Origin of the sequence: Streptomyces sp. CB02261, assembly GCF_001905665.1 — a bacterium.
GTDB lineage: Bacteria > Actinomycetota > Actinomycetes > Streptomycetales > Streptomycetaceae > Streptomyces.
In genome coordinates, this window is sequence record NZ_LIVX01000011.1 from 151046 (window position 1) to 163953 (window position 12908).

Annotated in this window: 16 protein-coding genes and 5 tRNA genes; 6 read left to right on the forward strand and 15 right to left on the reverse strand. The window is 70.7% G+C overall.

Annotated features, from left to right (window positions below):
• Window positions 1-184: 184 nt before the first annotated feature.
• Window positions 185-370, forward strand: a complete 186-nt coding sequence (rpmB, locus tag AMK29_RS30375; RefSeq protein WP_003957616.1) for a 50S ribosomal protein L28 — start codon at window positions 185-187, stop codon at window positions 368-370.
• 141 nt (window positions 371-511) lie between these two features.
• Here rpmB and thiD read toward each other — a convergent pair whose 3' ends face one another.
• Window positions 512-1312: a bifunctional hydroxymethylpyrimidine kinase/phosphomethylpyrimidine kinase gene (gene thiD, locus AMK29_RS30380; protein WP_073819073.1), complete on the reverse strand. Its 801-nt coding sequence runs from the start codon at window positions 1310-1312 to the stop codon at window positions 512-514.
• The gene (locus AMK29_RS30385) at window positions 1309-2271 is read right to left on the reverse strand and encodes a thiamine-phosphate kinase (protein ID WP_073819075.1); all 963 of its coding nucleotides are present in this window, start codon (window positions 2269-2271) and stop codon (window positions 1309-1311) included. The genes thiD and AMK29_RS30385 overlap by 4 nt, the downstream gene beginning before the upstream one ends.
• A 233-nt stretch (window positions 2272-2504) precedes the next feature.
• On the opposite strand from AMK29_RS30385, the gene AMK29_RS30390 reads away from it, so the two are divergent.
• Window positions 2505-2738 carry an Lrp/AsnC family transcriptional regulator gene (locus tag AMK29_RS30390; RefSeq protein WP_073819077.1) on the forward strand — a complete coding sequence of 78 codons (234 nt, stop codon included), beginning with the start codon at window positions 2505-2507 and terminating at the stop codon, window positions 2736-2738.
• Between the two features lie 23 nt (window positions 2739-2761).
• Window positions 2762-3241: a DUF3515 domain-containing protein gene (locus tag AMK29_RS30395; RefSeq protein ID WP_073819080.1), complete on the forward strand. Its 480-nt coding sequence runs from the start codon at window positions 2762-2764 to the stop codon at window positions 3239-3241.
• Between the two features lie 35 nt (window positions 3242-3276).
• Here AMK29_RS30395 and AMK29_RS30400 read toward each other — a convergent pair whose 3' ends face one another.
• From AMK29_RS30400 to AMK29_RS30410, 3 genes are all read right to left on the reverse strand, one after another.
• On the reverse strand, window positions 3277-4416 hold the full coding sequence (locus tag AMK29_RS30400; RefSeq protein WP_073819082.1) for a D-alanine--D-alanine ligase family protein: 1140 nt from the start codon (window positions 4414-4416) through the stop codon (window positions 3277-3279).
• An 86-nt stretch (window positions 4417-4502) separates the two neighbouring features.
• A complete protein-coding gene (locus tag AMK29_RS30405) occupies window positions 4503-5504 on the reverse strand; it encodes an NAD(P)H-dependent glycerol-3-phosphate dehydrogenase (protein WP_073819083.1) in 1002 nt (333 codons plus the stop codon).
• Window positions 5501-6253: a lysophospholipid acyltransferase family protein gene (locus tag AMK29_RS30410; protein ID WP_073819085.1), complete on the reverse strand. Its 753-nt coding sequence runs from the start codon at window positions 6251-6253 to the stop codon at window positions 5501-5503. The genes AMK29_RS30405 and AMK29_RS30410 overlap by 4 nt, the downstream gene beginning before the upstream one ends.
• A 127-nt stretch (window positions 6254-6380) precedes the next feature.
• Here AMK29_RS30410 and cofC point away from each other — a divergent pair, with 127 nt between their 5' ends.
• Both cofC and AMK29_RS36855 read left to right on the forward strand, forming a co-directional pair.
• The gene (gene cofC, locus AMK29_RS30415) at window positions 6381-7064 is read left to right on the forward strand and encodes a 2-phospho-L-lactate guanylyltransferase (RefSeq protein ID WP_198942362.1); all 684 of its coding nucleotides are present in this window, start codon (window positions 6381-6383) and stop codon (window positions 7062-7064) included.
• A 10-nt stretch (window positions 7065-7074) separates the two neighbouring features.
• Window positions 7075-7284, forward strand: a complete 210-nt coding sequence (locus AMK29_RS36855) for a hypothetical protein (protein WP_198942363.1) — start codon at window positions 7075-7077, stop codon at window positions 7282-7284.
• 72 nt (window positions 7285-7356) lie between these two features.
• On the opposite strand, the gene AMK29_RS30420 is transcribed toward AMK29_RS36855, so the two are convergent.
• The 4 genes from AMK29_RS30420 to leuC form a co-directional block, all read right to left on the reverse strand.
• Window positions 7357-8064 carry an HU family DNA-binding protein gene (locus AMK29_RS30420; RefSeq protein WP_073819087.1) on the reverse strand — a complete coding sequence of 236 codons (708 nt, stop codon included), beginning with the start codon at window positions 8062-8064 and terminating at the stop codon, window positions 7357-7359.
• Window positions 8065-8207: 143 nt separating this feature from the next.
• On the reverse strand, window positions 8208-8435 hold the full coding sequence (locus AMK29_RS30425) for a hypothetical protein (RefSeq protein WP_030206244.1): 228 nt from the start codon (window positions 8433-8435) through the stop codon (window positions 8208-8210).
• A 104-nt stretch (window positions 8436-8539) separates the two neighbouring features.
• Complete coding sequence (gene leuD, locus AMK29_RS30430) at window positions 8540-9133, reverse strand: 3-isopropylmalate dehydratase small subunit (protein WP_073819088.1); 594 nt, start codon at window positions 9131-9133, stop codon at window positions 8540-8542.
• Between the two features lie 6 nt (window positions 9134-9139).
• On the reverse strand, window positions 9140-10564 hold the full coding sequence (gene leuC / locus AMK29_RS30435; protein ID WP_073819090.1) for a 3-isopropylmalate dehydratase large subunit: 1425 nt from the start codon (window positions 10562-10564) through the stop codon (window positions 9140-9142).
• A 140-nt stretch (window positions 10565-10704) separates the two neighbouring features.
• Between leuC and ndgR the strand changes: the two genes are divergently transcribed.
• On the forward strand, window positions 10705-11421 hold the full coding sequence (gene ndgR / locus AMK29_RS30440) for an IclR family transcriptional regulator NdgR (RefSeq protein ID WP_015036427.1): 717 nt from the start codon (window positions 10705-10707) through the stop codon (window positions 11419-11421).
• Between the two features lie 125 nt (window positions 11422-11546).
• Here ndgR and AMK29_RS30445 read toward each other — a convergent pair.
• The 6 genes from AMK29_RS30445 to AMK29_RS30470 all read right to left on the reverse strand — a co-directional run bounded on the left by AMK29_RS30445 (window position 11547) and on the right by AMK29_RS30470 (window position 12901).
• Window positions 11547-11619 (reverse strand) — tRNA-Glu (locus tag AMK29_RS30445).
• Window positions 11620-11658: 39 nt separating this feature from the next.
• Window positions 11659-11730, reverse strand: a tRNA-Gln gene (locus AMK29_RS30450).
• 14 nt (window positions 11731-11744) lie between these two features.
• Window positions 11745-11817 (reverse strand) — tRNA-Glu (locus tag AMK29_RS30455).
• 84 nt (window positions 11818-11901) lie between these two features.
• Window positions 11902-11974: transfer RNA gene (locus tag AMK29_RS30460), tRNA-Glu, on the reverse strand.
• A gap of 41 nt (window positions 11975-12015) precedes the next feature.
• Window positions 12016-12087: transfer RNA gene (locus AMK29_RS30465), tRNA-Gln, on the reverse strand.
• Between the two features lie 91 nt (window positions 12088-12178).
• The gene (locus AMK29_RS30470; RefSeq protein ID WP_073819091.1) at window positions 12179-12901 is read right to left on the reverse strand and encodes an HAD family hydrolase; all 723 of its coding nucleotides are present in this window, start codon (window positions 12899-12901) and stop codon (window positions 12179-12181) included.
• Window positions 12902-12908: the final 7 nt, after the last annotated feature.

The following is a 12908-nucleotide window of genomic DNA, read 5'->3' on the forward strand; positions in this document are numbered from 1 at the left end:
CCCAGTGACCAGGGCCCGGGACGGGGTCCGTGCGGATCGTGGTAGTTTCGTTCCACCGAGGCAGGCGTTGTATGCTGCTTCGGTTGCCCGGTTCACACCGGGCCGTCCCCCGGCAAGCCACTTCAGACTCCTGATTCCGGTGCGCCGGAATTCACTGTAAATCCTGAAGCTTTTGGAGTGACCCGTGGCTGCCAACTGCGACGTCTGCGGCAAGGGGCCGGGCTTCGGCAACAACATTTCGCACTCGCACCGCCGTACGTCCCGTCGCTGGAACCCGAACATCCAGCGCGTGCGTGCCGTGGTCGGTCGGACGCCGAAGCGGCTCAACGTCTGCACCTCGTGCATCAAGGCCGGCAAGGTCTCGCGCTAATTGCGACGTTCTGTCGTAGCGCAGCCCCTGCGGTTGCCTTGAAAGGCCGGTTCACCTCGGTGAACCGGCCTTTTGCCATGCCCGGACACGGACGGCCCGGACACGGACGGGGTCCCGGATGCCCAGGGGCCTCCGGCGCTCTCAGGGCCTGAACCGCCAGCCGTGGTCGACCGGGCCGATGCCCGAGCCCAGGGCGAACCCGGCGCCTATGGCCCCGGTCACGTACTCCTTGGCCTGCCGCACCGCCTCCGGCACCGTGAGCCCCTTCGCCAGCCCGGACGCGACCGCGGAGGCGAGCGTGCAGCCCGTCCCGTGGGTGTGCCGGTTGTCGTGGCGCGGGGCGCGCAGCCAGTGCTCGTCGGAGCCGTCCGTCAGCAGGTCCACGGCCTCGTCGCCGGTGGGCAGGTGCCCGCCCTTGATCAGGACCCATTCCGGCCCGTACGACAGGATCGCCTCGGCGGCGGTCCGCATGTCGCTCTCGTGGACGACGTGCACGCCCGTGAGCTGCGCCACCTCGTCCAGGTTGGGCGTGGCGACGGTGGCGCGGGGCAGCAGCCGCTGTCGTACGGAGTCGAGCGCGCTCTCGGCGAGCAGCGGGTCCCCGTGCTTGGAGACGCCGACCGGGTCGACGACCACGGGGGCGGCGGTGTCGGCGAGCAGCTCGGCGACGGTCTCCACGAGCGCCGCCGTGGCCAGCATGCCGGTCTTCACCGCCTGGACGCCGATGTCGTCGACGACGGCCCGGTACTGGGCGCGGACCGCCTCGGCCGGCAGCTCCCAGACGCCCTGGACGCCCCGCGAGTTCTGGGCGGTGACGGCGGTGAGCACGCTCATGCCGTGGACGCCGAGCGCGAGCATGGTCTTCAGGTCGGCCTGGATGCCGGCGCCGCCGCCGGAGTCGGACCCGGCGACGGTCAGGACGAGCGGGGGCCGGGAGGTCACTCGGTCTCCCCGAAGTGGTCCCAGCCGCCCACGCTGTGCCAGGGGGCGCCGTCCACGGTGACCTGCGGCAGCGCGGAGGGGTTGAGGACCTCCCCGATGACCTTCCAGCGGGCGGGGAGCTTCACGTCCGGCGGGAAGGTGGCCACGATGGCGTGGTCCTCTCCCCCGGTGAGCACCCATTGCATGGGGTCGACGCCGACGGCCTGGCCGATGTCGTTCATCTGGGTGGGGATGTCGATGAGGCCGGAGCGCAGGTCGATGCGGACCTTGCTGGCCTCCGCGATGTGGCCGAGGTCGGCGATGAGGCCGTCGCTCACGTCGCACATGGCGGTGGCGCCGAGCCCGGCGGCTGCGGGGCCCGCGTGGTACGGCGGTTCGGGCCGGCGGTGGGCCTCGACGAAGGCGCGCGGCGAGCGGAAGCCCCGGGAGAGGACCGCGTAGCCGGCGGCGGACCAGCCGAGCCAGCCGGTGTAGGCGACGACGTCGCCGGGCTGGGCGCCGCCCCGGGTGACCGGGTCGTGGTTGCGGAGGTCGCCGAGGGCGGTGATGGAGACCATGATCGTGTCGCCGCGGACCACGTCGCCTCCGACCACCGCCGCGCCCGCGACCTGACATTCGTCGCGGAGGCCGTCCATGAGTTCGGTGGGCCAGGTGACGGGGAGTTCGGCGGGGACGACGAGGCCGAGGAGGAGCGCGGTGGGGACCGCGCCCATGGCGGCGATGTCGGCGAGGTTCTGCGCGGCGGCCTTGCGGCCGACGTCGTACGCCGTCGACCAGTCGCGGCGGAAGTGACGTCCTTCGAGGAGGATGTCCGTGCTGGCCACCACGCGCCGGTCGGGCGCGGAGACGACCGCGGCGTCGTCGCCGGGCCCGATCCGTACCGCCGGGGTGGAGGTGAGCCGGGACGTGAGCTCTCTGATGAGCCCGAACTCGCCCAGTTCTCCGACTGTGCCCTTCACCGCGCCTCACCTCGTGTCTTCGTGCCGGCCGGCGGGCGGGGGCGCGTGGTCGCGCGCCGCGGGTCGCGGGCCGTCACCGTGCTGGGTACCGTCAAGTAGACCGTCAACTTCTGTCCTGCGTACGCCACCCCGGCAGTGCCCCGGGACACGCGGGTCTCCCCGCGGCCCGCGGCGACGCGGTACCGTGGCGTCCCTTTCTCCCACAAGATCCTCGTGGTCGCCCTGGAGGTTCCGTGGTTCAGGCGTACATCCTCATCCAGACCGAGGTGGGCAAGGCGTCGATCGTCGCCGACACCATCTCCAAGATCCCGGGGGTGCTCCAGGCCGAGGACGTGACCGGCCCGTACGACGTGATCGTGCGCGCGCAGGCGGACACGGTCGACGAGCTCGGCCGCATGGTGGTCGCCAAGGTCCAGCAAGTGGACGGCATCACGCGCACCCTCACCTGCCCGGTCGTTCATCTGTAGCCCCCGTCTACGCTTGGCCGGTGATGTCTTCGCACCGGCCCTTCGGCCTGTCCGCCGCCGTGACGGCCGCCGTTCTGCTGCTGGCCGCCGCCGGCTGTTCCTCGACGGACGCCGCGGCGTCCGTCGAGGTCCCCCGTCCCCCGGCGGCGGAGGCCGCCTTCTGCCAGGCCCTGGCGAAGGAGCTTCCCGACACCGTGGCGGGGTTGGAACGGAGTGACCCGGAGCCCGGCTCCGAGCTGACCGCCGGCTGGGGTGACGGTGCGATCGTACTGCGCTGCGGGGTGCCCCGGCCCGAAAAGATGAGCGATCCCAAGGCGCAGGGCATCGACGCGAACGGCGTGAACTGGATGCTGGAGCGACCGGAGGGCGGCGGGCCCCGTCTCACCTCGACGTATCGGAAGGCGTATGTCGAGGTGACCCTCGACGAGCGGTTCGCGCACGACGTGACGCCGCTGGCCGATCTCGCCGATTCCGTACGGAAGACCGTGCCGCCGAGCCTCTGAGGGGCCGGGGCACGGTCTTTCCGGGTCGGCTCCGGTCAGCGCAGGCCCGTGGAGCGGTTCAGCGCGGCCTGGATGAGCCGGTCGACGAGCTCCGAGTAGCCGACGCCGCTCTCCTGCCACATGCGCGGGTACATGGAGATGGGCGTGAAGCCCGGCATGGTGTTGATCTCGTTGATCACGAAGTCGCCGTCCTCGGTGAGGAAGAAGTCGGCGCGGACCAGGCCCTCGCAGGAGACTGCCTCGTAGGCGGCGACGGCGAGGCGCTGGACCTCGGCGGTGGCCTCGTCCCCGATCGGGGCGGGCACGATGCCGGAGGCCGAGTCGATGTACTTGGCCTCGAAGTCGTAGAAGTCGTGGTCGGTGACCGGCGGGATCTCGGCCGGCACGCTGGCGCGGGGGCCGTCCTCGAACTCCAGGACGCCGCACTCGATCTCGCGGCCGCGCAGCAGCGACTCGACGAGGATCTTGGGGTCGTGGCGGCGGGCCTCCTCGATGGCCTCGTCCAGGCCCGAGAGGTCGTCGACCTTGGTGATGCCCATGGACGAACCGCCGCGGGCCGGCTTCACGAAGAGCGGCCAGCCGTGCTCGGCGGCGAACTCGACGATCTTCTTGCGGGCGGCGGCCGGGTTCTGCTCCCACTCGCGCGGCCGGATGACCTCGTACGGGCCGACCGGCAGTCCGAAGGAGACGAAGACCCGCTTCATGTACTCCTTGTCCTGGCCGACGGCGGAGGCGAGGACGCCCGCGCCGACGTAGGGGACGCCGGAGAGCTCCAGGAGGCCCTGGAGGGTGCCGTCCTCGCCGTACGGGCCGTGGAGCATCGGGAAGACCACGTCGACCTCGCCCAGGGCCCTGGGGACGGAGCCGGGCTCGCTGAGGACGACCTCGCGGTTGGCGGGGTCGACGGAGAGGACGACGCCGCCCTCCGCGGACTCGGCCAGGTCGGCGACGTTGGGGAGGGCGCGGTCGGCGATGGCCATGCGCTCGGGGGCGTCGGCGGTGAGCGCCCAGCGCCCGTCCGTCGTGATGCCGATGGGCAGCACGTCGTACTTGTCCCGGTCGATGGCGCTCAGGACGGCGCCCGCCGTGACGACGGAGATGGCGTGCTCGGAGCTGCGTCCGCCGAAGACGACGGCCACGCGCGGCTTGCGGGGGCTCTGGGTGTTCTCGCTCATATCGCGATGAGCGTACCTTGCGACTCCCGAACGGCCGTGCGCCCCGCTGCGTGCCGGGCGCGTACGGCTCAGTGCGGGGGGCCCGCTCAGCGGCGCTCGGGCTTCGCGCTGCGTGACATCAGCTCCTTGAGGGCGACGATCGGCGGCTTGCCCTCGTGGACGATCGAGACGACGGTCTCGGTGATGGGCATGTCGACGCCGTGGCGGCGGCCCAGATCCAGCACCGACTCGCAGGACTTGACGCCCTCGGCGGTCTGCTTGGTGGCCGCGATCGTCTCCTGGAGGGTCATGCCGCGGCCGAGGTTGGTGCCGAAGGTGTTGTTCCGGGAGAGCGGTGAGGAGCAGGTGGCGACGAGGTCGCCGAGGCCCGCGAGGCCGGAGAAGGTGAGCGGGTCGGCTCCCATGGCGAGGCCGAGCCGGGTGGTCTCGGCGAGGCCGCGGGTGATCAGCGTGGCCTTGGAGTTGTCGCCGAGGCCCATGCCGTTGGCGATGCCGACGGCGAGCCCGATGACGTTCTTGACGGCGCCGCCGAGTTCGCAGCCCACCACGTCGGTGTTGGTGTACGGGCGGAAGTACGGCGTCAGGCAGGCGGTCTGGAGCCGCTGGGCGACCGTCTCGTCGACGCAGGCGACGACGGCTGCGGCGGGCTGCCGGGCGGCGATCTCCTTGGCGAGGTTGGGGCCGGTGAGGACGGCCACGCGCTCGGCGGGCACGTCGGCGACCTCGGTGATCACCTCGCTCATGCGCTTGGCGGTGCCGAGTTCGACGCCCTTCATGAGGGAGACGTACACCGTGTCGGGCGCGAGCAGCGGAGTCCAGGCGGCGAGGTTGCCGCGGAGGGTCTGCGAGGGCACCGCGAGGACGGTGAAGTCGGCGTCGTGGGCGGCCTCGGCCGGGTCGGCGGTGGCCGTGACCCCGGCGGGGAGTTCGACCCCGGGCAGGTAGTCGGGGTTGGTCCGGGTGGCGTTGATCTCCTTGGCGAGTTCGGCGCGGCGGCCCCAGAGGCTCACCTCGCACCCCGCGTCGGCGAGCACCATCGCGAAGGCGGTGCCCCAGGATCCGTTGCCGAAGACAGCTGCCCTGGTCACTTGGTGCCCCCCTCTGCCGCCTTGCGCCGCTGCTGGAGCCGGGCCTTGCGGTGGTCGTACGGTTCGGCGGGCGCCTGCTCGCCGCGGATCTGCTCCAGGAGGGCGGTGACGGCGGCCATGATGACCTCGGTCGCCTCGCGGAGCACCTCGGGCGTCGGCTCCAGACCGTGGAAACGCGAGAGGTCGACGGGCGGACCCGCCTGCACGGTCAGCGTCTTGCGGGGGAACAGCCGGAGCTTGTTCTCCTTGGCGTACGGCGGCATCGCCAGGTTGGCGCCCCACTGGGCCACCGGGATGACGGGGGCCTCGGTGAGCAGCGCGACGCGCGCGGCACCGGTCTTGCCCGCCATGGGCCACATGTCGGGGTCCCGGGTCAGGGTGCCCTCGGGGTAGAAGGCGACGCACTCGCCGCGCTCGATGGCGTCGACGGCGGCGCGGAACGCGTCGAGCGCGTTGGTCGTCTCGCGGTAGACGGGGATCTGGCCGGTGCCGCGCAGCATCATGCCGACGAAGGGGGCCTTGAAGAGGGCCGCCTTGGCGAGGAGGCGGGGGACGCGGCCGGTGTTGTACTGGTAATGCGCGTACGACAGCGGGTCCAGGTAGGAGTTGTGGTTGACCGCGGTGATGAATCCGCCGTCGGCCGGAATGTGCTCCATACCGCGCCAGTCCCGCTTGAACAGAACCACCAGGGGGGGCTTGGCGATGACCGCCGCGAGGCGGTACCAGAAGCCGATTCTGCGGCGGGGCACTCGGACACCTTTCTCCGGGACTGGCTGGCAGGGGGTCAAGTGTCGCCCCATGCTCCTGGTCTGTCGAGTGACACCGTACGCCCCGGGCCCTCCGGGAGAGCGCGTGGGCGGGACAGAATGGTCCCCGATGAAACCGACGCACCCGAGGCACGCGAGGCGCCCGATACGCACGGACGCGGACGACGACTGGTCGCTGGTCGTGCCGCTGAAGCCGCTCGCCGTGGCGAAGAGCAGACTGGCCGCCGCGGCCGGGGCCCTGCTGCGCCCCCGGCTCGCGCTGGCGTTCGCGGAGGACACGGTGGGGGCGGTGCTGAACTGCGCGCGGGTACGGGATGTGGTGGTCGTCACGGACGATCCCGCGGCCGCCTCGGTCCTCGCCGCGCTGGGGGCGCGCATCGTTCCGGACGCCCCGGCGGCCGGGCTCAACGCGGCGCTGGCCCACGGGGTCGGCGCCGTGCGGGCCCGACGGCCCCGTGCGCGCGTGGCGGCGCTCAACGCGGACCTGCCGGCGCTGCGGCCTGAGGAGCTGGGCCGGGTGCTCGACACGGCCCGGAAATTTCCGCGGGCATTTCTCGCGGATGCCGCCGAAATAGGTACGACATTCCTCTCGGCGGCTCCGGGGGTGGAATTGGAACCGGCATTCGGAGGCCCGTCGAGGCTCCGGCATTTGTCATCGGGGGCGGTGGAAATCACGCTCAGCGGGGTCGATTCCGTACGCCGGGACGTGGACACCGGTGAGGATCTCGTGGCGGCCGGGGCGCTGGGGCTCGGCCCGCGGACGGCCGCCCGGTGGCTGTCGGCGGCCGGATAGGCTGCGGTCCATGCAGGCGACCGCGTTCACGTACGACCCCGAGACCCGCAGCGGCAGTGTGCTGCTCGACGACGGCACCCCCGTGGAGTTCGGGACGGAGGCCTTCGAGGCCGGCGGGCTGCGGCTGCTGCGGCCGGGGCAGCGGGTGCGGATCGAGGTGGAGCCCGGCACGTCGGGGGCCGACGCCCGGATCACCCTGGTGACGCTGCAGACCTTCTAGGGGGTGCCACGGACGCGCCGCGGGCCGGGCTCCCTGGGGGGAGCCCGGCCCGGCGGGTGTCTACCGCTCGTCCTACTTCTTGGCGGCGGTCTTCTTGGCGGTCGTCTTGCGCGCCGTCGTCTTCTTGGCGGGCGCCTTCGTCGCCGTGGCCTTCTTCGCGGCCGGCGCGGTCTTCTTGGCCGTGGCCTTGGTCGCCTTCTTGGCGGCGGCGGCCGTGGTGGCCTTCTTGGCGGCGCCGTTCGCGGTCTTCTTCGCCGCGGTCGTGGTCGCCTTCTTGGCGGGGGTCGCCTTCTTGGCGGCCGCCGTGGTGGTCTTCTTCGCGGGGGTCGCCTTCGTGGCGGCGGCCGTGGTGGTCTTCTTCGCCGGGGTCGCCCTCTTCGCGGCGGCCTTCTTGGCGGTGGTCGCCCTCTTCGCGGCGGCCTTCTTCACCGTCGCGGAGGCACCACCGGTGAGGCTGCCCTTCGGGGCCTTCTTGACGGAGACCTCGCCGCCCTTGGGAAGCTTCTTCGAGCCGCTGACCAGGTCCTTGAAGCCCTGACCGGCACGGAAGCGCGGGACCGAGGTCTTCTTGACCCGCACCCGCTCACCCGTCTGCGGGTTGCGGGCGTAGCGGGCCGGGCGGTCGACCTTCTCGAACGAGCCGAAACCCGTCACAGAGACCCGGTCACCGGCGACCACGGCACGCACGATGGCGTCGAGCACGTGGTCGACGGCTTCGGCGGCCTGCTGGCGACCGCCCATCTTGTCGGCAATCGCTTCTACGAGCTGCGCCTTGTTCACGTCTTCCCCTTCGGAGACATTGCCAGAACGAAAGTGTTCAAGCTTTTTCGCACGTTAGGCATGTATATACCGCAAATCAAACACGAAACGGTCTAATCACCCTAGTGCCGCAACGCGGAAGATCCGCTGCGGAGTTCTTGGTGTCAGTCGTCCTCTGGGAATCGGCCCTCGTCGAGGTCCTTCATCAACCGGTCCAGACGCGCTGCCGCGTCCTTGAGATCGTGCTTCGCCGCGGCCGTCACGACCAGCAGCTTCCGGGACAGCGCCATCCTTACGCCCTCCGGGACTTGCAGTGAGCGCACTCTTGTGTGCGCTTCCTTCAATCGGGCGGCGACTGCCTCGTAGAGCTCGAGTTGGCTGTCGCGTTCCATGCACCGATTGTGCCATCTAGGGCGAGTTGTCGCCCGACAGGGTCTCAACAAGCGACTGCGCCCCCCACCGGGAGGTGGGGGGCGCAGTCGTGGAAAAGCGCTGCTCAGGCCGTAATTGTACGGGGCTTGTGAGCCGGTCGCGCCGCCTCGTAGGCCGCGATGTCGCCTTCGTTCTGAAGGGTGAGGCTGATGTCGTCGAGGCCGTTCAGGAGCCGCCAGCGGGCGTTCTCGTCGAGCTCGAAGTCGGCGTCGATCCCGGCGGCCAGGACCTTGCGCCGCTCCAGGTCGACGGTGACCTCGGCGGTCGGGTCGGCCTCGGTCAGCTCCCAGAGCGCGTCCACCGTCTCCTGCGGCAGGACCACGGTCAGCAGGCCGTTCTTCAGCGAGTTGCCGCGGAAGATGTCGGCGAAGCGGGAGGAGATGACCGTCTGGAAGCCGTAGTTCTGGAGCGCCCAGACGGCGTGCTCACGGGAGGAGCCGGTGCCGAAGTCGGGGCCGGCGACCAGGACCGAGGCACCCTGCCGCTCGGGGCGGTTGAGGATGAACTCGGAGTCCTTGCGCCAGGCCTCGAAGAGGCCGTCCTCGAAGCCGTCGCGGGTGACCTTCTTCAGCCAGTGCGCCGGGATGATCTGGTCGGTGTCGACGTTGCTGCGGCGCAGCGGGACGGCCCGGCCGGTGTGCGTGGTGAAAGCTTCCATGGTTCCTCAGACCCCCGCGGTGGTGGCGACGTCGGACAGATCGGCCGGGGAGGCCAGATGGCCCAGGACGGCGGTGGCGGCGGCGACCTGGGGCGAGACCAGGTGGGTCCGGCCGCCCTTGCCCTGCCGGCCCTCGAAGTTGCGGTTGGAGGTGGACGCGGAGCGCTCACCGGGCGCCAGTTGGTCGGGGTTCATGCCCAGGCACATCGAGCAGCCCGCGTGCCGCCATTCGGCGCCGGCCTCCTTGAAGACCTTGTCCAGGCCCTCCTCGACGGCCTGCAGGGCGACCCGGACCGAGCCGGGGACGACCAGCATGCGGACCCCGTCGGCGACCTTGCGGCCCTCCAGCAGACCGGCCGCGTTGCGCAGGTCCTCGATACGGCCGTTGGTGCAGGAGCCTACGAAGACGGTGTCGACCTTGATGTCGCGCAGCGGCTGCCCGGCGGTCAACCCCATGTACTCCAGGGCCTTTTCGGCGGCGAGGCGCTCCGAGGCGTCTTCGTACGAAGCGGGGTCGGGGACGTTCGCCGAAAGCGGCGCGCCCTGGCCCGGGTTGGTACCCCAGGTGACGAACGGGGCCAGCGAGGCGGCGTCGATGACGACCTCGGCGTCGAAGACCGCGTCCTCGTCGGACCTCAGGGTGCTCCAGTACGCGACGGCGGCGTCCCAGTCCTCGCCCTCGGGGGCGTGGTCACGGCCCTTGAGGTAGGCGAAGGTGGTCTCGTCGGGGGCGATCATGCCCGCGCGGGCGCCGGCCTCGATCGACATGTTGCAGATGGTCATCCGGGCCTCCATCGAGAGCTTCTCGATGGCGGAGCCGCGGTACTCCAGGATGTAGCCCTGACCGCCGCCGGTGCCGATCTTGGCGATGATCGCCAGGATCAGGTCCTTGGCCGTGACGTCCTCGGGCAGCTCGCCGTCGACGGTGATGGCCATCGTCTTCGGGCGGGCCAGCGGCAGCGTCTGGGTGGCGAGCACGTGCTCGACCTGGCTGGTGCCGATGCCGAACGCGAGAGCGCCGAAGGCGCCGTGCGTGGAGGTGTGCGAGTCGCCGCAGACCACGGTGGTGCCGGGCTGGGTCAGGCCCAGCTGCGGTCCCACGACGTGGACGACGCCCTGCTCGACGTCGCCCAGCGGGTGCAGCCGGACGCCGAACTCGGCACAGTTCTTGCGGAGGGTCTCCAGCTGGGCCCGGGAGACCGGGTCCGCGATGGGCTTGTCGATGTCGAGGGTCGGGGTGTTGTGGTCCTCGGTGGCGATGGTGAGGTCGAGGCGCCGCACCTGCCGGCCGTTCTGGCGGAGGCCGTCGAAGGCCTGCGGGCTGGTCACCTCGTGCAGCAGGTGCAGATCGATGAAGAGAAGGTCGGGCTCGCCCTCGGCGCGCCGGACGACATGGTCGTCCCAGACCTTCTCCGCGAGTGTCCTACCCATCGCTTTCCCTCCGGCCGACGTCTTCGCCGGCACAACTAGAGACCCGTTTCGCGGGCCGTTGTGCGGCCGCCTCACCAGAGTGACAAGTTCCGCAGGAAATTGAACTTGCGTTTCACAGAGTGAGACGTGAATATCGTTGCATGGACAACTCTAGCGGCGTAGGCGTTCTCGACAAGGCAGCCCTTGTCCTGAGCGCCCTGGAGTCCGGTCCGGCCACCCTCGCAGGACTGGTCGCGGCGACGGGACTCGCACGACCCACGGCACATCGTCTCGCCGTGGCACTGGAACACCACCGGATGGTGGCCCGTGACATGCAGGGCCGGTTCATCCTCGGACCGCGGCTGGCGGAGCTCGCCGCCGCGGCCGGCGAGGACCGCCTGCTCGCGACCGCGGGCCCGGTTCTGACGCATCTGCGCGATGTGACCGGCGAGAGCGCCCAGCTCTACCGCCGCCAGGGCGACATGCGCATCTGCGTGGCGGCCGCCGAGCGTCTCTCGGGCCTGCGGGACACCGTCCCGGTCGGCTCGACGCTGACGATGAAGGCGGGCTCCTCGGCGCAGATCCTGATGGCCTGGGAGGAGCCCGAGCGGCTGCACCGCGGGCTCCAGGGCGCCCGCTTCACGGCGACGGCCCTGTCGGGCGTACGGCGCCGCGGCTGGGCCCAGTCGATCGGCGAGCGGGAGCCCGGCGTCGCGTCCGTCTCCGCGCCCGTACGCGGCCCGTCGAACCGTGTCGTGGCCGCCGTGTCGGTCTCCGGGCCGATCGAGCGTCTGACGCGCCACCCGGGCCGTATGCACGCCCAGGCGGTCATCGACGCGGCCGCCCGTCTCTCCGAGGCCCTCCGCCGCACCGGCTGACGCTCTCCCTCTGTTCCGTACGTCCCGGCCCACCGCTTCAACGCCGCAGCGGTGGGCCGGAGTTGTGCGTACGGTGCCGAACAGCGAAGAAGCCCTCCCCCGAAGGGAAGGGCTTCTTCATCGCGTACCCCCGACCGGATTCGAACCGGCGCTACCGCCTTGAGAGGGCGGCGTGCTAGGCCGCTACACAACGGGGGCCCTGCGGATCAGATCCGCGGTGCAGATGAGCTCTGCGAGCTGGCCTACCTGGACTCGAACCAAGAATGACGGTACCAGAAACCGTAGTGTTGCCAATTACACCATAGGCCATGGTGGTTACACCGTACCCCCGACCGGATTCGAACCGGCGCTACCGCCTTGAGAGGGCGGCGTGCTAGGCCGCTACACAACGGGGGCCCTAGCGATCCCACCCGGCCGGAGCCGGGTGATGTCACCGTAGATCCACCGGGAGCTACCCAAGTGATCTACAGGATGGATCTGTACCCCCGACCGGATTCGAACCGGCGCTACCGCCTTGAGAGGGCGGCGTGCTAGGCCGCTACACAACGGGGGCTTTGTGGATGCCATCCACGATTGCAGATAAAGCTCTGCGAGCTGGCCTACCTGGACTCGAACCAAGACTAACGGAACCAGAAACCGTCGTGCTGCCAATTACACCATAGGCCACCGGGGCAATGTCCCCACCAGGGGGATCTTGCTCGGCTTGCGCTTTCGGGTTCTTGCCTTTCGGCTTGTTCCCCTCGGCGCAGGAAGAACATTACCCGAAGGTGGACGGTGCTCCAAAACGGGTATGCGCCCCGAGCAGGTCCGGGAGCTGGCGGAGGTCCGTGATCCGGTTCAGCTCGGGGCGGCCGCCGGTGCCGGCCCGGTCCAGCCAGATGCCCCGCAGCCCCGCCTCCACCGCGCCGCGCGCGTCGATGTCGGGCTGGTCCCCCACGTACGCCACCTGCTCCGGACGCAGGTCCAGGGCGGTGCAGGCGGCGTGGAAGGCCTCGGGGGCCGGTTTGGCCACGCCGAGCTCGGCCGCGCACAGGACGGCCTCGAACCGGTCCCGTACGCCCAGGACCCGCAGCTTGCGGTCCTGGTTGTGGAGGCTGCTGTTGGACAGGATCCCGTGACGGTAGTCATCGGCCAGGAGGTCCAGGACGGGCACGGCGTCGGGGAAGAGCTCCCAGGCCGCCTCGTAGTGGGAGACGTACCGCTCGAACCAGGCGTCGGCCTCGGCGGCCGTGAGCGCGGGCGCCGTCAGGAAGTCCCTGACCCGCTCCCTGCGCTGCTCCTGGAAGTCGACGCCGCCGGCCTCGAAGCGGCGCCAGTGGACCGCGGTCAGCTCCCGCCAACGACGAAGGGCCTGGTCGACGGAGTCGAATCCGTCCACCAGGCCCTCGGCCGTCAGGTGCGCGCTCATGCCGATGTGGTCGGCGCGGGCGTAGTCGAAGATCGTGTCGTCGACGTCCCACAGGATCGCGCGGATGGTCATGGATCGA